Raw genomic sequence first — 19,179 nt, 5'->3', positions numbered from 1 at the left:
CGATCAGCCTGCCGCCTTGTGAGCCCGTGCCATCTCCCGCAGCTGGAACTTCTGGATCTTGCCCGTTGAGGTCTTGGGCAGCTCCGTGAAGATGACCGTGCGGGGGCATTTGTAGGAGGCGAGATGCTGGCGGCACCAAGCTAGGATGTCCTCCGCCGGGATTGATTGATCGGGCTTCAGCTCCACGAACGCGCAAGGCGTCTCGCCCCATTTCTCATCCGGCATCGCAACGACGGCGGCCGCCTGGATGGCGGGGTGCCTGTAGAGGGCATCTTCCACTTCGATGGACGAGATGTTCTCGCCGCCGGAAATGATGATGTCCTTGGAGCGATCCTTCAGCTGCACGTAGCCGTCGGGATACTTCACCCCGAGATCGCCGGAATGGAACCAGCCGCCCTCGAAGGCCTTGGCCGTGCCGGATGGATTCTTGAGGTAGCCCTTCATGACCACGTTGCCGCGGAACATGACCTCGCCGAGGGTCCGTCCGTCGGCGGGCACGGGCTTCATGGTTTCCGGGTCAAGCACGTCGAGGGTCTCCAGTACCGGATAGCGCACGCCTTGGCGGGCCTTCTTGGCCGCATAGCCGCCCTGGTCGAGCGCATCCCATTCATCGTGCCATTCGTTGACCACCGCCGGCCCATAGACCTCCGTCAGGCCGTAGAGATGCGTCACGTCGAAGCCCGCGGCCTTCATCGCGGCGAGCACCGCTTCCGGCGGCGGTGCGGCGGCGGTCAGGAATTTGACCGTATGAGGCAGGGGACGCTTCTCGGAGGCGGGCGCATTCAGCAGGGTCGACATGACGATGGGCGCGCCGCAGAGATGCGTAACTCCGTGATCGGCCAGCGCGTCATACATAGGCTTCGCGCGCACGGCGCGCAGGCAGACATGGGTGCCCGCGACGATGGAGAGCGACCAGGGAAAGCACCAGCCGTTGCAATGGAACATGGGCAGCGTCCACAGATAAACGGGATGCTGGCCCATGCCGGCGGTGAGGATGTTGCCCATGGCGAGCAGATAGGCGCCGCGATGGTGATAGACGACGCCCTTAGGATCGCCCGTGGTGCCCGAGGTGTAGTTCAGGGTGATGGCGTCCCACTCGTCCCGAGGCGGGCTCCAGACGAACTCGGGATCGCCTTGGGCGAGGAACTCCTCGTATTCCAGGGTTCCCAGCCGCTCGCCCGGGCCGGTGAATTCGGGGTCGTCGTAGTCGATGACGAAGGGCTTTACCGAGGATTGCGCGAGCGCTGCCTTGATGGTGGCCGAGAACTCCCGGTCCGTGATCAGCACCTTGGCTTCGCTGTGCTCCAGGGAGAAGGCGATGATCTTGGCATCGAGGCGGGTGTTCAGCGTGTTGAGCACGGCACCGGCCATCGGCACACCGTAATGGCATTCGAGCATTGCGGGCGTGTTGGGAAGCATGACCGAGACGGTATCGCCGCGCCCGATGCCGCGCCGTGCGAGCGCCGACGCGAGCCGGCGGGCGCGTGCGTAGAAGTCACGATAGTCGCGAACCAGAGAGCCGTGGATCACGGCCGGACGATCCGGATGAACGCTCGCCGCCCGCTCCAGGAAGGAGAGCGGCGTCAGGGGTTGATAATTTGCCGGGTTCTTGTCGAGGTGCGTATCGTAGATCGTTGAGGTCATTGGCTTTCCTCTCCCGGTGATGAGTATCGCCAGGAGACGGGAGACTGACAATGCTACGAAGTGTCAGTCGCTGACCGGCCAGCGGCGCCTCATTCCTTGATCGACATCATGGCGCGCTGCGCTTTCGCCGTGATCTCACCCCAGGCCTGGGCGCGGATGTCGGAGGTCTGGCAGACCCACGATCCGCCGATGGCCACGACATTCGACAGGGCAAGCCAATCGCGGGCGTTCTTCTCGTCGATCCCGCCCGTCGGGCAGAAGCGCGCCTGCGGGAACGGTCCGGCAAGGGCTTTCAGAGCCGGAATGCCGCCGGATGCGACGGCCGGGAAGAACTTGACGGTCTGGAAGCCATGGGCGAAGGCCGCCATGAGTTCGGACGCGGTGGCGATGCCGGGAATGAACGGCATCTCGCTCCGGCTCGCCGCTTCGAGCAGGTCGGGCGTGGCGCCGGGGCTCAGGGCATAGCGGGCGCCGAGGGACTGAGCGCGCTCGAGATCCTTCGGTGTCAGAACGGTTCCGATGCCGACGATGGCCTCCGGCACCTCCCGGATGATCGCTTCCGCTGATTCTGCCGCAGCGGCAGTGCGCAGGGTGATCTCCAACAGGCGCATCCCGCCCGCGACGAGAGCCCGCGCGAGGGGAACCGCGTCCTCCACGCGCTCCAGCGTGATCACCGGAACGATAGGGCCGGCGCGGAGGAGATCGGCCAGCGTCTTGCTGCGGGCGCTGGCGAGATCCTTCGGGTCTTGAGGCATGAGAGGGACTCCCTGGATAAAGCGGTTATAGGGCACTATGGCATGGCTTCGCGCGGGATGATCGCGCCGCGATAGCGCACGACCTGCCCGGCGAGGCGATGGCCTGCCGCCGCAGCGGAGCGCGGGCTTTCATCCGACAGGCGCGCATTCAGATATGCGGCGGCGAAGCTGTCGCCGGCCGCCGTGGTGTCGACCACGTCCTCCGCCGGCTTGCCGGGCACGAGAATGTCCTCTCCTTGCGACAGGACGCGGCAGGTCAGGTCGGGATGCTTGAGGACGATCTCGGCACGGTCGGAGAAGGCTAGAAGTTCCTCGCCCCCCGTGTCGCCGAACAGCAGGTCGAGGTCTTCCGTTGACGCGAGGATGATGTCGGCGCATGCGAAGGCCTCGCGGAAGGCGGCTCGCGCGACTTCTGGATCCGGCCAGCCGCGCGGGCGGAAATTCGTGTCGAAGGCCACGCGACGGCCCTTGGAACGGGCATCGCGAAGAACGTCGAACAGGCGCTCGCGCCCGCTCTCCCCATAGAGCGAGAGGGAAATGCCCGAGAGATAGATGAGATCGTAGCTGCCGATGGCTTCGATGATGCTCGCGGCTTCCGGCGCCTGGAAGAGCAGACGCGCAGCCGCTGTTTCGCGCCAGTAGGAGAAGCGACGTTCGCCCTTCGGATCCGTCTGGATGATGTAAAGACCCGGGAGGCGACCGGGCAGGCGCAGCACCCGTTGCGTCCCAACGCCTTCCTTGTTCCAGGCCGCGATCAACTCATCGCTCCAGCTGTCGTCTCCCAGCGCGGTGATGTAGTCGGTCCGGGTTCCGAGGCGAGCCAGATAGACGGCGGTGTTGAACGTATCGCCGCCATAGCCCCTCGACAACCGGCCGTCGGCCTCCTCACGAAGCTCGATCATGCATTCACCGATGCAGGCGACTTTTGTCATGTTTCCACCGTGGCGCTACTTTTTTGACTGTTGTGAGCGTCAGCCCATTTCCGATCCCATAACCGGAATACTGCGATTTTGCGACAAGGGAGGTGACATCAAAATATCCCTGCATGTCCAGCCCTAAGACGAGGAAGAGGCAGGCCATTCGCGCGATATTCCACGGGCGGGCTCTAAATGCGGTTCTGCGAGCGCGAGTTCTTTGCCCTCAAGCCGCTTCGATCCCCGTCCGGGTTCGGATTGCGAGCGCGTTTGAAAGCCTCGTAGCACCAGCATTCAGGCCCTTCTTGACGAGAAATCGACAAGTAACCCGTACTATTGTGCGGAAAGCTGGCTTTGCCATCTTTAATTCTTGGCTGAACGCGTTATTGAGATTCTGCTGTCTTACGCATTCACCATCTACAATAAGGAGTTTCTGATGGCCAAGACTGCAACCAAGGTTTCCAAGAAGGCCCCGGCCAAGAAGGCTGCGGCCCCTAAGGCTGCAGCGAAGGCATCGTCGAAGGCTGCCAAGGCACCGGCAAAGGCCGCCAGCAAGGCTGCTGCGACCAAGGCCGCTGCGACCAAGGCACCGGCGAAGAAGGCGGCTGTGAAGAAGGTTGCGAAGGCATCCTCCTCGGCATCGTCTCCGATCCTGACGCTGCGCCATATCGCCGAGAAGCTCTCCGAGCTGCACGAGCTTCCCAAGCGCCAAGCCAACGAGATGCTGACTCACGTCGTCGAGATGATCACCAAGAGCCTGAAGAAGGGCGACAAGATTCGCCTGTCGGGCCTCGGCATCCTCCAGGTGCGCAAGCGCGCCGCCCGCATGGGCCGCAATCCGCAGACCGGCGAGCCGGTGAAGATCAAGGCTTCGAAGAAGATCGCCTTCCGCGCGGCCAAGGACCTCAAGGAATCCATCTGATCCTGGTCACGAGGGAACAGCGTCTGACGCGCGTTCCGGCTAACTCCAGCCAGAGAGCAAGGCGGTCTCCGCCTTGCTCTTTTCGTTTGCGAAGTGGTGTCGTCTTTCCGAGTGTAGCGGTGGACGTGGTCCGTTCTGCAAGAAATCGAGAGGCTTCGGGCGCTCGCTGCGCCGTGAACATCCGCCGACATTGCAGGTAACGTTCCGGTCAGTCGGCCTTGACGAAGATAAATGACCATGGGGCAGGGGATAAATCCGCCCTTCGACAATTCGTCTTGATGTAGAAATCCATCCATTCGCGTAACGCCAACTCACTGCGTTTTCGCGCGACATCTTGAGGCGGCGAGTAGGATCAGCTTTACCGAAGAACGTTCTGAAGCATCGGCCCCAAAGCGGGCCCGGTTTTGGGACGCAGCCGATGCTCGAGCTCTCAAGTGACGCATCATCCGGAGCGGCCGAGGGGCACACGATGCGCCAAGGAACAATACGCAATTTTTTCTGTGCTCAGCCCTGACCGCAATGAGGCTCCACACGAGCACTTTCGTTTCAATGTGAACTTGGAAGAGGCAGGTCGGTGTCGGCCGACTGGTGTTTACGCTTTCTGAGGGGAACGCTTCGATCAGTTGAACGCGTAGCTCGGCGCCTCGCCCATCTCGGCCGCCCTGGCGGCGAGCAGGAGAGCCTCGCCCAACTCCCGGGCATGCTCGGGGGTCATGGCAACCGGCATCTGATGGCGAATGCCCTGCTCGTATTCTTCAGGCGTTGTCGCGAGTTCGATCACCATCATCGCATCACGGCCGTCGAGCGTACCAACGGAGAAACTGGTGAGAGCGCCGATCATATCCATATCAGGTTTCATGGTTTTGCCCTTTGCGTAGCGTAAGAAATCATTACTCGAACGGTTACCCCCTGTCTGCTCTGCGTATAGAGGGTGGATTTTATTACGTCGTACCGGAGGGTTGCGGAGTGGAACGCCCTGCAGGGGATCGTCGAAAAGGACGAGCGATCGCTTGAAGTAGATTTGCCGATTTATCGGCCAAGTGTGCGTATCAAATGACTCAGTGGAATGTTGATGCACAGTAATCTTGGCCACGATCGCATGATCAAGGGCCGGGAGCGGAGGTGGTCATGGCGAATAGGTTCCTGAGTACTCTCGCGTTCTTTCTGCTGGCCGGTGAAGTTCTTGCCGCCAGTCCTGTCGCTCCGGAAACCCAGCTCGATGTCGCCCTCGTGATCGCGGTCGATGTGTCGTCCTCCATGGAGAGCGACGAGCAGGGACTCCAGCGGGAAGGTTTCATCGACGCTTTCCGGTCCTCCCTCGTCCATGAAGCCATCGGGAGCGGCCTGAATGGCCGCATCGCGGTGACCTATGTCGAATGGTCGGGCGTCAAGGATCAGCGGGTCATCGTGCCCTGGATGGTCATCGACAGTCCTGAGAAGGCGAGGTCGTTCTCAAACCAACTCGCCTACCAGCCCATTCGCCAGGCGGGGATGACCTCGATCTCCGGGGTCATCGACCAAAGCCGCAAGCTCTTCGATCAGTTGGGAGGCGCACCGCTCCGCCGCGTCGTCGATATATCCGGCGACGGTCCGAACAACGATGGCCGCCATGTCACCTATGCGCGCGATGAGGCGGTTGCGGACGGCATCATCATCAATGGCCTGCCCATCATGTTCAATCGCGGCACCGGCAATGCGGAGCAGGAGGATCTGGATCTCTATTATAGGGAATGCGTGATCGGTGGGGCCGGCTCTTTCGTGATCCCCGTGCATGATCCGGAACAGTTCGCCATGGTGGTCCGCACGAAGATCATGCGTGAGGTCGCGGGGACCGGCGGCGCGCGTTCCATGATCGTCCCGGCTCAGGCGGGAAGCATGAACTGCATCACTGGTGAGAAGCGAAAGCAGGAGGACCTTTTGAGCCAGGAGAAGAAGCCCTGAAAGGCGCAAGGTCCAACGAGTCGAACAGGCATTCCGAAGTGATCAGAATGCCTGTTCGAACCTTCGATGAAGCCTCGCTCCTCGCGGAATGGCCTCCCACGCCTTAGCGCGCGGTTTACTTCATCAGGCCGGCGGACCTGAGTGCCTTCGTGATCACCGAGCCGATATCCAGGTGAGACGGCGGCGGCCGGTTGCCCCGCGGTGCGTCGCGCGCGGCATCCTCCCGGACCGGCTCATCCCTTGCGGTGGGAAGCGCGTGGATGGTCGCTGTCGTGTTCTGTGCGACGGCATCATCCGGGACCCTGCGGAATGCTTGACCTTCGAAGCCTTCCGTCAATCCCCAGAACTTGGCAATCCGATAGCTCGACGAGATGCCGACATCGAGCAGGAAGGGGCCTGCCGTTCCGTAATTGTGCTCGTCGTTCCCGACGGCCAGGGGAGTGCCGTGGGCCATGCCGGTGATGACGTATTCCTCGATGATCTCGCCGCCCGAGCCATCGGTCCAGGCGCGCCTCGGATAGCCGTCCACGATGTCGCTGCGGCTCGCCTCCGCAGGCAGGCCGTGGACATTCGTCCATTGCTTGATGATCTCGCCCGCATTCATTGGCTTGACCGTCGCGTCGGCGCTGCCGTGCCAGACAGACACTTTGGGCCACGGACCCCTGTGCGGGGACGCTTCGCGTACGAGAGCGCCCCACTCCTCAGCGGAACGCGTCTGCCCCTGGAACATGCTCTCGAAGGCTTCCGGAATGCTGGTGGCGGAGCGATAGGGCAGGCCAGCGATGATGGCGCCGCCCGCGAAGACCTCCGGATAGGCTGCCAGCATGGTCGCGGTCATGGCGCCGCCCGCCGAAAGTCCGGTCACGAAGATCCGGTCGCGATCCAGGCTGTGATGCTCGACCGCATGCTCGACCATTTGCCGGATCGAATGGGCCTCGCCGCGATCGCGTTCGATGTCGGCAAGCTGGAACCAGTTGAAGCAGCGCTTCGGGTTGTTGGTCTCCTGCTGCTCCGCATAGAGGAGGACGAAGCCGTAGCGGTCCGCAAGCGACGACCAGCCGGAGCCGTGATCGTAACCGGCCGCCGTCTGCGTGCAGCCATGCAGGACGACCACGAGGGCAGGTGAGGGCGGCAGACTTTCCGGAACGTAAGTCAACATTCTCAGATTGCCAGGATTGGAGCCGAATCCGGTGACTTCGTTCAGCCGGGTCGGCATCGATGGAGTTCCCATTGCAGGGGAAGCCGCGTTCGATGCGTTCATCGCGGTTTCCCACTGGCGGCGGTAATGCGCCAATTGGCGAATCATTTGCCCTAAGCGTTGCATAATGACTGGGCCCTTTCGGGTAAGGAGTTATCTCAAAGCCAACGCCTCATATGGGGTCGATGTTGCAATGCACAATATGTTTGCTGCGTTGCGTCATGGCAAGCGGCCTTCCTGTCGTTCGTCTGGAACTGGGCCGTTTGTCTTGAGAAGCCGACACGATAGGGAACTCTCCGCTCGCTTCTGTGTCGCAAAAAAAAATTCAGGCCGGGACATCAGCATGTCCCGGCCTGTTTCGTTCCTCAGGGGCGCTTATCGGCGGACCGCTTCTTGTCCTTCGGGCGCTTGTGGTCCTTTGGACCTTTGCTGTCCTTCGCGGCGCGGAAGGGAGGAGGGCCGCTTCGCTCCTGGGGGCCCTTGCCCTTCGGCTTGTCCCACGGCTTGCCTTCGCGGGGCCGCCTGTCGGGGGCCTTGCCCGGTCCGGCATCAGCGGGCTCGATCCGAATGTCCTCGTCGTTGGACTTGCGGACCGCCGAGGCGAATTTCGGCGCGTGGGACTTGGCGATCTCGAACTTGGTCTCGCGATCGAAGATCTTGATCGAGCCGATTTCCTTCTTCGTCACGTGGCCCAGGCGGCAGATGATCGGCAGCAGCCAGCGGGGATCGGCGTTGTTGCGGCGTCCGACGCTCATGCGGAACCACACCATGTCCTCCGACGAGCGTTCGAATCCCTCGTCCGAACCACCGCGACCTCTCTCCTTGAAGCCGCGCTGGCGCTCGTCCTGGCGCTCGCGCTTGTCCTTGCGCTGGCGCGGCTCGCGGTCTCCGCCCGCATCGACGATCTCCTCCGGCGCCGGCAGGCGCGCACGGAAGAACCGCGCCAGGGCGTTGGCGATGTCCTCGGCCGAGCGTTCCGCAAGGAGAGCCCGCGCCATGGCGAGATCCTCTTCCGTCGCTTCTTCGGAGAAGATCGGGTCCTGCATCATCCGCTCGCGGTCGCGCTGGCGGATATCGTCGGCGGAGGGGGCCCCGGCCCAGGTGACGTCGACGCCGGCCATGTCGATCAGCCTTTCGGCCTTGCGACGGCGCGTATAGGGCACGAGCATCACGCAGACGCCCTTGCGGCCGGCACGGCCCGTGCGGCCGCTGCGGTGCAGAAGCGTCTCGTGGTCGTTCGGCAGGTCGAAATGGATCACCAGGCCTAGATCGGGCAGGTCGATGCCGCGGGCCGCTACGTCGGTCGCCACGCAGACGCGGGCGCGGCCATCGCGCAGGGATTGCAGGGCGTTGCTGCGCTCGTTCTGGGTCAGCTCGCCCGAGATGGCGACCGCCGCGAAGCCGCGCTCGATCAGGCTGGCATGCAGGTGCCGCACCGCCTCGCGGGTGTGGCAGAACACCATGGCGCCCCGGCTCTCGTAGAACCGCAGCACGTTGACGACCGCATGCTCCACTTCGTTGGGAGCGATCCGGAGCGCGCGATACTCGATGTCGCCGTGCGGCTCGTTCTCGACCAGGGTGTCGATGCGATGCGCTTCGCGCTGATAGCGCCGGGCCAGGGTGATGATGTTCTTCGGCAGGGTTGCGGAGAACAGGAGCGTGCGCCGGTCCTCAGGCGTGGCGTCGAGGATGAATTCCAGGTCCTCGCGGAAGCCCAGATCGAGCATCTCGTCCGCCTCGTCGAGCACCACGACGCGCATCTTCGAGGTGTCGAGGCGGCCGCGCTCCAGATGGTCGCGCAGGCGTCCCGGGGTTCCGACGACGATGTGGCAGCCATCGGCCAGGGCCCGCTGCTCCCGGCGCACGTCCATGCCGCCGACGCAGGAGGCGACCCGCGCTCCGGCCGGACCATAGAGCCAGATGAGCTCCCGGTGGACCTGGAGGGCCAGCTCGCGGGTCGGGGCGATGATCAGGGCCAGGGGCTCGCGGGGCGCCTCGAAGCGCTCGGCATCGCCCAGGAGGGTGGACGCCATCGCGAGGCCGTAGGCAACGGTCTTGCCCGAGCCGGTCTGGGCGGAGACGAGGAGGTCGCGGTCGCGGGCATCAGGCTCCAGCACGGCGGCCTGGACGGGCGTCGGGTCGTTGTAGCCTCGGTCGGCAAGGGCACGTTCGAGGCTTGGATTGGTCTTGGGAAAAGGCATGTGAATAGGGCTGAACCGTGTTTGGGGAGCCTCCTAAAGGCTCCGGTAAGGATGATCAGCCGGAGGCGGCGGCGTCGTCAATTTCGTCGATGGACACCAGGAACACGACATCGATATCGAGGTCGCCGTCATAGTCTTCGTCGTCTTCTTCGACCTCGTCCTCTTCGTCCAGGGCTTCATAGAAGGCATCGATCTCATGTTCCGATGCGGGCCGTGTCGTCAAGGCAGCTGAGCCGTCCCAGAGGGATCGGCCCTCGCTCTTAAACGACTTTAAGTCATCTTTAAAGCTCTCACTGAAAAAGAGTTCGCGGGCCTGCCCCTCGTCCGCGTTCGTCACGGCAACGGCCTGGCCGTCGATTTCCAATGTGACCATGGCTCTTCCTTCGACAACAGGTTGATCAAAGCACTAACGCTTAGGTGCGGAATTCGATCAAACCGAGCGTCCGGAAGGCTTTTTTGGCTCTCAAAGCATGTGAACACCCCTTAAGACCAGTATAGACACGAAGCGACCAATATGAGACCAGTTAAGCCGTGAACTCGACTGGTCCCCTTTCTCTTTTCCGGTCCCTGGACCGGATGTCCCTGCCAGGCTCCCGTTTCAACGAGGACGGGATCGGCCTGCATGGTCGTTTCGCCTGGGTAATCGATGGGGCCACGGGTCTGTCGGACGAGCAACTCACTTCGGGAGGCAGCGATGCCGCCTGGCTTGCCGGCATGATCGGCGAGCGGCTGACGAACCTCGCCGGGGAGAGGAGCGCCGAAGCGGTGCTGGACCGGCTGGAGGGCGCCATCGAGGCGGTTTTCCGGGAGGCGACGGCCCATATCCGGGACATCGACGACCATCAGACACCCTCCGCCTGCCTCGGTCTGATCGAGGCCCGGCCGGAGCAGGGCGGACGTGTCGGCATCCAGGGGCGCTTTCTCGGCGACGTGATCGCCCTTGTGCCCACGGAACAGGGCGTCGTCCGGTGGAGCGACGAGCGGGCGAAGCCCTTCGAGAGGAAGACCCTGGCGGATCTCGGGGCCAGGGAGCACGAGCCGGGCTCGATCCCCGAGGCGGTCAGGCGCCAGATTCTCGAGAACCGCGGCAGGCTCAACCGGCCCGACGGCTACTGGGTCGTCAACCCGCGCCGCCCATGGGCCGGGCGGGAATTGATCTTCGACGCGCTGGTGGAATCAGGCGCCCCGGTCGTGCTGGCGACGGACGGATTCATGCGGCTCGTCGATGTATTCGGAGCCTATACGGAGGGTGCCCTCCATGCCCGGCTCGCGGCCGGCCAGGGAGCCGATCTGATGCAGGAATTGCGGGAAAGGGAGCGGGGCGACCACATGGCGGGCGCCTATCCACGTGTTAAAACCCACGACGACGCGACATTTCTCGTGATCTCGGCCGAGCCATACGGCCGATGAAAATTCCGTCCGGCTTGGTCGAGGACCGGGCCGGCGGTGGGAGGACAAGGACTTCAACGATGAGGGAACCGACAATGAAACTGACCCGACGCATTCTGATGGGCGCCGCCGCTGCGGGCTTCATGCTCTCAGGCACGGCCGCCATGGCCCAGACCGAGCTGACCTTCTGGAGTTGGCGCCAGGAAGACAAGGCGTTCTACCAAGACATCATCAAGAAGTTCCAGGCCGCGGAGCCGGGCATCACGGTGAAGTTCGAGACCTACGCGCCGGAGAACTACCAGACCATCCTGTCCACGGCGCTCGCCGCCGGTCGCGGCCCGGACGTGATCCAGGTGCGCGCCTATGGCAACCTGGAGACCATCGCGACCCCCGGCTACCTGCTTGCCCTCGACAAGCAGAACGTGCCGGAACTGGCGAACTTCCCGGAAGCGGCGCTCGCGGCCGAGACCCTGCGCTCGGACGGCAAGGTCTATGCGGTTCCCTTCGCCATGCAGGCGCAGCTCGTCGTCTACAACAAGAAGATCTTCAAGGATAACGGCCTGAACCCGCCGAAGACCTGGGACGAGATGATGGCCCTGGCTCAGGCCCTGAAGGCCAAGAACATCAATCCGTTCTCCAACGGCACGGCGACCGCCTGGCAGAACGAGACCATCGTGGGCGGCCTGCTCTCGTCCATGCTCGGCAAGGAGTTCGAGGCCGACATCGTGTCCGGCAAGGCGAACTTCACCGATCCGCGCTTCGTCAGCGCGCTCGCCAAGCTGAAGGACATCAGCCAGTACTTCGCGCCGAACTTCATCGGCGTCGATTATCCGTCCTCGCAGCAGCTCTTCGTGGCGGGCCGCGCGGCCATGTTTGCGGGCGGTTCCTACGAGGTGGCGAACTTCAAGAACCAGAACCCCACGCTTGATCTCGGCGTGTTTCCGGCTCCTGTCCTGAAGGCGGGCGATCAGGCGCTGATCGCCACCTATTACGACGGCGGCTACGCGGTGAACGCGAAGACCGAGAAGAAGGACGCGGCCCTCAAGTTCGTGCGCTTCCTCGCTACGCCGGAATACGGCACGGCCTTCACCAACACCCTCAAGAACCTGTCGCCGATCAAGGGCATCAAGATCGAGGATCCGATCACCCAGGACGTGGCGAAGCTTGCCGAGAACGCCATGTCGTACCTGATGCTCGTACGCTTCCGCTATCAGGAGCCGAGCGGTTCGGTGCTGCTGCAGTCGAACGTGCAGAAGATGCTCGCCGGCCAGCAGACTCCCGAGCAGGCCGCGGCCGAGATCAACAAGGGCATCGCGACTTACTACAAGCCCTTCCAGAAGTAAGTGTTTGACACAAGCGGCGGCGAACGGATGAGTTCGCTGCCGCTCAAGCTCCAGAAGAAGGCCACGAGAGCCCTCATCCTGAGGAGGTCACGTCAGTGACCGTCTCGAAGGATCAGGGCGCCTCCAGTGCTCTCTGGATCCTCCTTCGAGACGCAGCTGCGCTGCTCCTCAGGATGAGGTCGGTGTTTTGTCGGGCGTTCACCCCGTAAGGTTTCAATCATGCACGCCTCGCGCCAACAGCCCCGCACGCTGAAGCACCGGTTATGGGTGGCGTTTCTCGTCGTCCCGCCCATCGTCTTCATGTCGCTGTTCGTGGTCTATCCGATCCTGTCGGCCTTCGCTTATGCCTTCTACGACTGGCAGGGACTGGCGCGCGGACCGTTCGTCGGTCTGAAGAATTTCAAGGAGGTCCTGTTCGGCGTCACCATGGCGCCGGTGGTGTGGAACGCCTTCCTGCATAACGTCTATGCGCTGATCGCCCTGATAATCATCCAGAACGGCGGCGGCTTCCTTCTCGCCTGGCTTCTCTACAAGGAGCCTTTCGGCTTCCGCTTCCACCGCATTGCGGTCTTCGTGCCGGTGGTGCTGTCGACGATCATCGTCGGCTTTCTCTGGAAGCTCTTTCTCAATCCGAATTTCGGCATCATCAATCAGGCGCTTTATTCTCTCGGACTCGATTCATGGGCCAAGCCGTGGCTCGGCGATTCCTCGACGGCCCTGGGAGCGCTGATCCTCGCCAATGCCTGGCACTTCGTCGGCTTTCCGGCGCTCGTTTATCTCGCCGGCATGCAACGCATCCCGACGGAGATCATCGAGGCGGCGCGGCTCGACGGCACCAATGAGTGGCAGCTTCTGAAGAATATTGTGTGGCCCCTGGTGGCGCCGAGCACCACCATTCTCTTCACGCTGCTCTTCATCGGCGCGTTCAACTGGTTCGAGATTCCCTACGTGATGGTCGGCCTCGACGGCTCGCCCTTCGGTTCTACGGACGTGCTCGGCCTTGTCTTCTACCGCACGGCCTTCGGCAACCAGAGCGCCAGCATCCAGAATTTCGGCCTGGGCTCGGCCTTGGCCACGCTCCTCTTCCTCTTCATCGTCGTCTTCGCGTCCATGCTGACCCTGTGGCTGCGCCGTCGGGAGATCCAGTTTTGACCGCCATCACGTCCGATACGCCGGCCACGCGCCAGGCCATTCCGTTCGTCCTGCTCGCCCAGGTCATCCTGATCGCGAATTCCTTCATCATGCTCTATCCCGTCGTGGTGATGGTGCTGTCCGCCTTCAAGACGACGGGCGAGATCTTCGAGCATCCGTTCGCGCTGCCCGATTTCACGCAGGTCGGCAACTTCGCCAAGGTGCTCGGCGAGACCGCGATGCCGACCTACTTCGTCAACTCGCTTCTCGTCACGGGCACATCGATCATCCTGATCCTGGTGCTGGGCACCATGGCGGGCTACGCGGTGGCGCGCTACGAGTCGCGCACCAACACCTTCATCCTGCTGTTCTTCCTGGCGGGACTGATGCTGCCCTTGAAGCTCGCGGTGATCCCGCTCTTCATCCTGCTGCGCGACCTCGGCCTTCTCGACAGCCGCTGGAGCCTCATCGTCACCTATACGGCCATCGGCCTGCCTTCGACCGTGTTCATCATGGCGGGCTTCCTGCGCACCCTGCCGGCGGAACTCGAGGACGCGGCGCGCATGGACGGCGCCTCCGAGCCCCGCATCATGTGGTCGGTCATGCTGCCGCTGGCGCGTCCGCCCATGGCGATCGCCGCCATTCAGAATGCGGTACCGATCTGGAACGACTTCTTCTTCCCGCTGGTCTTCATCCAGACGGATAGCCGCAAGACCCTGCCGCAGGGCCTGACCACCTTCATGGGCGAATACACCACCGATTGGGGCATGCTGTTCGCCGGCCTCACCATCGCGGCGGCGCCGATCACGCTGCTCTACATCGCCCTGTCGCGCCAGTTCATCCAGGGCATGACCGCGGGCGCCGTGAAGTAGGAGACGAAAGATGCTGATCCCGAACGGCGCCCTCGTGGTCTCGTGCCAGGCCCGGGCCGACAACCCGCTGCACGGCTCCATCCACATGTCCGCCATGGCGCAGGCCGCGGAAGCGGGCGGCGCGCGGGGCATCCGTGCCAACGGCGAGGCCGACGTAGCGGCGATCCGTGCCGTGACGGGCCTCCCGATCATCGGGATCTCCAAGGTCTGGGACGAAAGCTTCCCGGTCTACATCACCCCGGGCTTCGCGCAGGCGGAGCAGATCGCGAAAGCCGGCGCGGACATCGTCGGCATCGACGCCACGCCGCGCCCGCGCAACGGCGATCCGGTGGAGCGCCTGATCGGCCGCATCAGGACGGAGCTGGGCCGGGAGGTCTTCGCCGACATCTCGACCCTGGAGGAGGGGCGGGCCGCGCAGGCGGCAGGCGCGACCTATGTCGCGACCACGCTGGCCGGCTACACGGAGGAAACGGCGGCCCGCAAGGGATCGGGCCCCGATCTGGAGCTTCTGTCGGCTCTCGTTGCGGAACTTTCGGCGCCGGTCGTCGCGGAGGGGCGGTTCGATACGCCCGATCTCGTCGCCGAGGCTTTCCGGCGTGGGGCTCACGCTGTGGTGGTTGGGACCGCGATCACCAACCCGCGCGAGATTACCCGTCGGTTCGTCCAGGCCATAAAGCCTTGAACGAAAATCTGTAACGCAAACGTGAGACCACTTCTGGCGTTCTCGGGTGTACCCATTCACAATGGGTTCCAAACGAGGTTCTGCCGTGCTGATCCGCCGCCCTGACGATATCCTGCCCTCCGAGATCACCCCCCGGGAGGTCTATTTCAACCGCCGCCAATGGATGGCCGGCGCGGCCGGGCTGGCCCTGGCCGCTTCCCTTCCCAAGGGCCTGGAGGCCGCCCCCCTGTCGGCGGCCAAGAGCCCCTTCTCGACGGACGAGAAGAAGACGAGCCGCGAGGACGTCACGAGCTACAACAACTATTACGAGTTCGGGACCGGCAAGGAGGATCCGGCGGCCAAGGCCGGTAGCCTCAAGACCTCGCCCTGGACGGTCAAGGTTGACGGCATGGTGGGCAAGCCTGCCGAATTCGCCCTTGAGGATCTCATCAAGTCCTCGCCTCTGGAGGAGCGCATCTACCGCATGCGCTGCGTCGAAGGCTGGTCCATGGTCATCCCCTGGGTCGGGTTCCCGCTGGCGGACCTGGTCAAGCGGGTGGAGCCCCTGGGCAGCGCCAAATACGTCGCCTTCGAGACCGCGTTCCGGCCCGACGAGATGCCTGGCCTCGACTCGATCTTTCCGGTGCTCGAATGGCCCTATGTGGAGGGATTGCGCCTGGACGAGGCCATGAACCCCCTGACCCTTCTGGCCGTCGGGCTCTACGGCGAGACCTTGCCGAACCAGAACGGCGCGCCGATCCGCCTCGTCGTTCCGTGGAAATACGGCTTCAAGGGTATCAAGTCGATCACCCGGATCAGCTTCGTGGAGAAGCAGCCGCCGACCTCCTGGAACAAGCAGGCGCCGAGCGAATACGGCTTCTATGCCAATGTGAACCCGAATGTGGACCATCCCCGCTGGAGCCAGGCGACGGAGCGGCGTATCGGGGAGGGCGGTTTGTTCGCGAAACGCCGTCCGACGCTGATGTTCAACGGTTATGCCGAGCAGGTGGCGAGCCTCTATGCCGGCATGGACCTGCGAAAGCTCTACTGATGGTGGGACGAGCTTCCGTTCAGAGCGAGAAGAAAGGGTTTGCCCTGCCTCAAGTGCCGAAGATCGCCGTCTATATCGTCGGCTTCATCCCAGCCGTCTGGCTGTTCTATGCGGGCATCGACGATCGGCTCGGCGCCGATCCGATGCGCTATCTGGAGCAGGCCCTGGGGCTCTGGGCCTTGCGCTTCCTGATCGCCACCCTGGCGATCACGCCGCTGCGCCAGCTTTTCAACGTCAATCTGCTGCGCTACCGCCGGGCCCTGGGCCTTTTGGCGTTCTATTATGCAGCGCTGCATCTCACCACCTATCTGGTGCTCGACCAGGGGCTCGACATGGCGGCCATCGTGGCCGATATCGTGAAGCGGCCCTACATCACCATCGGCATGGCGACCTTCGTCATCCTCATTCCCCTGGCGGTGACCTCCAACAATGCCGCGATCCGGCGGATGGGCGGGCAGGCCTGGGCAAAGCTGCACCGCCTGGTCTATGTCGCGGCCATCGGGGCGGCGCTGCACTTCCTGCTCGTGGTGAAGTCCTGGCCGCCCGAACCGCTCGTCTACGCGGCCATCGTGGCCGCGCTGCTCGGCTACCGGCTGGTCCGCCCGATGGTGAAGAAGCCGTCTCCACGAAGGCGCCCCGCTTGAAGGCCTCGACAGCTTCGCTAGGATGATGCAGCAGGGCAGGCCAATGCCAAGCGGGAGACAAGGGATGCGTTCGACACGAGCTTCGATCGGCCATTTCGCGAAGACGCTTCTCTTCGGGCTGCTTCTCTCGGGCTTCACCCTGGCCGGCGGGGCTTCGGCCCAGACCAGGGACGTGGTGGTCTTCGCGGCGGCCAGCCTGAAGAATGCGCTCGATGATGCCGGCGCCGCTTGGATGCGCGAGACGGGCAAGCGGGTCACGATTTCCTATGCGGCCAGCAATGCGCTCGCCAAGCAGATCGAAGCGGGCGCCCCGGCGGACCTCTTCTTCTCCGCCGATCTCGACTGGATGGATTATCTGGCCTCGAAGGGGCTGATCACGCCGGAGAGCCGCGTCAGCCTGCTCGGCAATGCGCTGGTTCTCGTAGCGGCCAAGGGCTCGACCCTGCAGGTCGCGCTCCAGCCCGGGATCGATCTCGCGGCCATTCTCGGCAACGATCGGTTGGCCATGGGTCATGTGGAGGCAGTGCCGGCGGGCAAATACGGCAAGGCTGCGCTCGAGCATCTCGGCGTCTGGGCCGGCTTGAAGGACAAGGTGGCGCAGGCGGACAACGTGCGCGCCGCTCTCCTGCTCGTGTCGCGCGGGGAGGCGCCGCTCGGCATCGTCTACAGGACCGATGCCGTGTCCGATCCGAATGTGAGCATCGTCGCGACCTTCCCGGCGGAAAGCCATCCGCCCATCGTCTATCCGGTCGCGCTCACGAAGGACTCGGCCAATCCTGACGCGGCGGCGTTCCTGGCGTTCCTGCGCTCGGACAAGTCCAGACCGTTCTTCGACAAGCAGGGCTTCACCTATGTCGGCAAGGCGACCTCTGGTTCGTGACCGATTGGCTTTCTCCGGAAGAATGGACGGCGGTTCGCCTTAGCCTGAAGGTCGCCTTCGTGGCGATGACGGCAAGTCTCATCCCCGGCATCGCCGTGGCGCTGCTTCTGGAGCGCGGCCGCTTCTGGGGGCGGCAGGCGCTCGACGTCATCGTGCACTTGCCCCTCGTGCTGCCTCCAGTGGTGGTCGGCTGGTTTCTTCTCATCGGCTTCGGGCGGCGCGGACCCTTCGGGGCGTTTCTTGCCGAGCAGTTCGGCATCGTCCTGTCCTTTCGCTGGACGGGCGCCGCGCTCGCCTGCGCCATCATGGGCTTTCCGCTGCTGGTGCGCGCCATCCGCCTGTCCATCGCATCGGTTGATCGCAAGCTCGAGGACGCGGCCGGCACCTTGGGTGCGCATCCCGTGTGGGTCTTCGCGATCGTGACGCTTCCGCTGATCCTTCCCGGCGTCATCGCCGGCATGGTGCTGTCCTTTGCGAAAGCGATGGGCGAGTTCGGGGCGACGATCACCTTTGTGTCCAACATCCCCGGCGAGACGCAGACCATCCCGAGCGCCATCTATGCCTATACGCAGGTGCCGGGAGGCGAGAGCGGCGCGATGCGCCTGACGCTCGTGTCCGTCGTCATCTCCATCGCGGCGCTCTGGATGTCGGAGTGGCTCGCCCGCCGCGCGCGCCTGCGGGTGCATGCGCGATGATCCTCGGGGTCGACATCCGGCATGAGCAGAGCGGGTTCATTCTGCAGGCGCGCTTTCAATCCGGCGGCCGTCTGACGGCCCTGTTCGGCCCGTCCGGTTCGGGCAAGACGACCATCGTGAACGCGATCGGCGGTCTCATCCGGCCGCGTCACGGCCGTATCGTCGTGCAGGATCGCGTGCTGGTCGATACGGAGAAGAACCTCTTCGTGCCGAAGCACCGGCGGCGGATCGGCTACGTCTTTCAGGAAGGACGTCTCTTCCCGCATCTGGACGTGCGCCAGAACCTGCTTTTCGGGCGCTGGTTCACTCCCCGGCAGGAACGGGCGGCGAGTTTCGATCACGTGGTCGAACTCCTCGGCATCGGGCATCTGCTCGATCGGCGGCCGTCCACGTTGTCGGGCGGCGAGAAGCAGCGGGTCGCTATCGGGCGGGCGCTCCTGGCCGATCCGCACCTGCTGCTCATGGACGAGCCGTTGGCGTCGCTCGACGAGGCGAGAAAGGCCGAGATCTATCCCTATATCGAGCGCCTGCGCGACGAGGGCGCAGTGCCCATCGTGCTCGTCAGTCACTCGGTGGCCGAGATCGCGCGGCTTGCCACGTCCATCGTCGTTCTGTCCGAAGGCCGCGTGACGGCATCGGGGCCAGCCTCGGAAATCCTGCGGCACACCGATCTCTTCGCGCAGGCCGGTCCAGCGGAAGCCGGCGCCCTGGTCGAGGCTCAAGTCCTGCGACATGAGGACGATTTCGGCCTGACCATCCTTCAGGCCAAGGCCGGTCCCCTGACCGTCCCACGGGTCGATCGCCTCATCGGCGCTACCCTGCGCGTGCGCCTGCGGGCCCGCGACATCATTCTCTCCCTCCGCCGCCCCGAGGGGTTGAGCGCGCTCAACGTCCTGCCTGGACGCATCGCCTCCATCGACGATACCGGCGGGTCGAGC

Annotated in this window: 19 protein-coding genes; 12 read left to right on the top strand and 7 right to left on the bottom strand. The window is 63.8% G+C overall.

The window, feature by feature from the left end:
• Positions 1–3: 3 nt before the first annotated feature.
• The 3 genes from OC446_RS04450 to OC446_RS04440 all read right to left on the bottom strand — a co-directional run bounded on the left by OC446_RS04450 (position 4) and on the right by OC446_RS04440 (position 3,331).
• Positions 4–1,644 (bottom strand): acyl-CoA synthetase, encoded by a 1,641-nt coding sequence (locus tag OC446_RS04450; protein WP_262027840.1) that lies wholly within the window; start codon positions 1,642–1,644, stop codon positions 4–6.
• 89 nt (positions 1,645–1,733) lie between these two features.
• Positions 1,734–2,399, bottom strand: coding sequence for a bifunctional 4-hydroxy-2-oxoglutarate aldolase/2-dehydro-3-deoxy-phosphogluconate aldolase (eda, locus tag OC446_RS04445; protein ID WP_262027839.1), 666 nt, complete (start codon positions 2,397–2,399; stop codon positions 1,734–1,736).
• 35 nt (positions 2,400–2,434) lie between these two features.
• Complete coding sequence (locus OC446_RS04440; RefSeq protein WP_262027838.1) at positions 2,435–3,331, bottom strand: sugar kinase; 897 nt, start codon at positions 3,329–3,331, stop codon at positions 2,435–2,437.
• Between the two features lie 418 nt (positions 3,332–3,749).
• Here OC446_RS04440 and OC446_RS30830 point away from each other — a divergent pair, with 418 nt between their 5' ends.
• Positions 3,750–4,235: an HU family DNA-binding protein gene (locus OC446_RS30830; RefSeq protein WP_315986479.1), complete on the top strand. Its 486-nt coding sequence runs from the start codon at positions 3,750–3,752 to the stop codon at positions 4,233–4,235.
• A 619-nt stretch (positions 4,236–4,854) separates the two neighbouring features.
• Here the strand turns inward: OC446_RS30830 and OC446_RS04430 are convergent.
• The gene (locus OC446_RS04430) at positions 4,855–5,094 is read right to left on the bottom strand and encodes a hypothetical protein (RefSeq protein ID WP_262027837.1); all 240 of its coding nucleotides are present in this window, start codon (positions 5,092–5,094) and stop codon (positions 4,855–4,857) included.
• 269 nt (positions 5,095–5,363) lie between these two features.
• On the opposite strand from OC446_RS04430, the gene OC446_RS04425 reads away from it, so the two are divergent.
• Positions 5,364–6,176: a DUF1194 domain-containing protein gene (locus OC446_RS04425; protein WP_262027836.1), complete on the top strand. Its 813-nt coding sequence runs from the start codon at positions 5,364–5,366 to the stop codon at positions 6,174–6,176.
• A 115-nt stretch (positions 6,177–6,291) separates the two neighbouring features.
• Here OC446_RS04425 and OC446_RS04420 read toward each other — a convergent pair whose 3' ends face one another.
• The 3 genes from OC446_RS04420 to OC446_RS04410 form a co-directional block, all read right to left on the bottom strand.
• Complete coding sequence (locus tag OC446_RS04420) at positions 6,292–7,500, bottom strand: alpha/beta hydrolase family esterase (protein WP_410055001.1); 1,209 nt, start codon at positions 7,498–7,500, stop codon at positions 6,292–6,294.
• A 239-nt stretch (positions 7,501–7,739) separates the two neighbouring features.
• The gene (locus tag OC446_RS04415; RefSeq protein WP_262027834.1) at positions 7,740–9,575 is read right to left on the bottom strand and encodes a DEAD/DEAH box helicase; all 1,836 of its coding nucleotides are present in this window, start codon (positions 9,573–9,575) and stop codon (positions 7,740–7,742) included.
• A gap of 55 nt (positions 9,576–9,630) precedes the next feature.
• Positions 9,631–9,948 carry a hypothetical protein gene (locus OC446_RS04410; RefSeq protein WP_009763969.1) on the bottom strand — a complete coding sequence of 106 codons (318 nt, stop codon included), beginning with the start codon at positions 9,946–9,948 and terminating at the stop codon, positions 9,631–9,633.
• Between the two features lie 158 nt (positions 9,949–10,106).
• Between OC446_RS04410 and OC446_RS04405 the strand changes: the two genes are divergently transcribed.
• The 10 genes from OC446_RS04405 to modC form a co-directional block, all read left to right on the top strand.
• Positions 10,107–10,985, top strand: coding sequence for a hypothetical protein (locus tag OC446_RS04405; protein ID WP_262027833.1), 879 nt, complete (start codon positions 10,107–10,109; stop codon positions 10,983–10,985).
• 74 nt (positions 10,986–11,059) lie between these two features.
• Positions 11,060–12,307, top strand: a complete 1,248-nt coding sequence (locus tag OC446_RS04400; protein WP_262027832.1) for an extracellular solute-binding protein — start codon at positions 11,060–11,062, stop codon at positions 12,305–12,307.
• Between the two features lie 219 nt (positions 12,308–12,526).
• The gene (locus OC446_RS04395) at positions 12,527–13,459 is read left to right on the top strand and encodes a carbohydrate ABC transporter permease (RefSeq protein ID WP_262027831.1); all 933 of its coding nucleotides are present in this window, start codon (positions 12,527–12,529) and stop codon (positions 13,457–13,459) included.
• The gene (locus OC446_RS04390) at positions 13,456–14,310 is read left to right on the top strand and encodes a carbohydrate ABC transporter permease (protein WP_262027830.1); all 855 of its coding nucleotides are present in this window, start codon (positions 13,456–13,458) and stop codon (positions 14,308–14,310) included. The genes OC446_RS04395 and OC446_RS04390 overlap by 4 nt, the downstream gene beginning before the upstream one ends.
• Positions 14,311–14,320: 10 nt before the next feature.
• Entirely contained in the window at positions 14,321–14,992 is a 672-nt protein-coding gene (locus OC446_RS04385; protein WP_262027829.1) for an N-acetylmannosamine-6-phosphate 2-epimerase, read from the top strand.
• An 85-nt stretch (positions 14,993–15,077) separates the two neighbouring features.
• On the top strand, positions 15,078–16,022 hold the full coding sequence (msrP, locus tag OC446_RS04380) for a protein-methionine-sulfoxide reductase catalytic subunit MsrP (protein WP_262027828.1): 945 nt from the start codon (positions 15,078–15,080) through the stop codon (positions 16,020–16,022).
• A complete protein-coding gene (gene msrQ / locus OC446_RS04375; protein WP_262027827.1) occupies positions 16,022–16,666 on the top strand; it encodes a protein-methionine-sulfoxide reductase heme-binding subunit MsrQ in 645 nt (214 codons plus the stop codon). The genes msrP and msrQ overlap by 1 nt, the downstream gene beginning before the upstream one ends.
• A gap of 43 nt (positions 16,667–16,709) precedes the next feature.
• A complete protein-coding gene (modA, locus tag OC446_RS04370; RefSeq protein ID WP_262027826.1) occupies positions 16,710–17,546 on the top strand; it encodes a molybdate ABC transporter substrate-binding protein in 837 nt (278 codons plus the stop codon).
• Entirely contained in the window at positions 17,543–18,241 is a 699-nt protein-coding gene (gene modB / locus OC446_RS04365; protein WP_262027825.1) for a molybdate ABC transporter permease subunit, read from the top strand. The genes modA and modB overlap by 4 nt, the downstream gene beginning before the upstream one ends.
• Positions 18,238–19,179: molybdenum ABC transporter ATP-binding protein (gene modC, locus OC446_RS04360; protein ID WP_262027982.1), on the top strand; the 942-nt coding region annotated here is incomplete at its 3' end. The genes modB and modC, both read left to right, overlap by 4 nt.

Origin of the sequence: Microvirga sp. Mcv34 (genome assembly GCF_024519725.1) — a bacterium.
GTDB lineage: Bacteria > Pseudomonadota > Alphaproteobacteria > Rhizobiales > Beijerinckiaceae > Microvirga.
The sequence above is the reverse complement of the archived record's forward strand: the minus strand, read 5'-3'. Positions and strand labels throughout refer to the sequence as shown.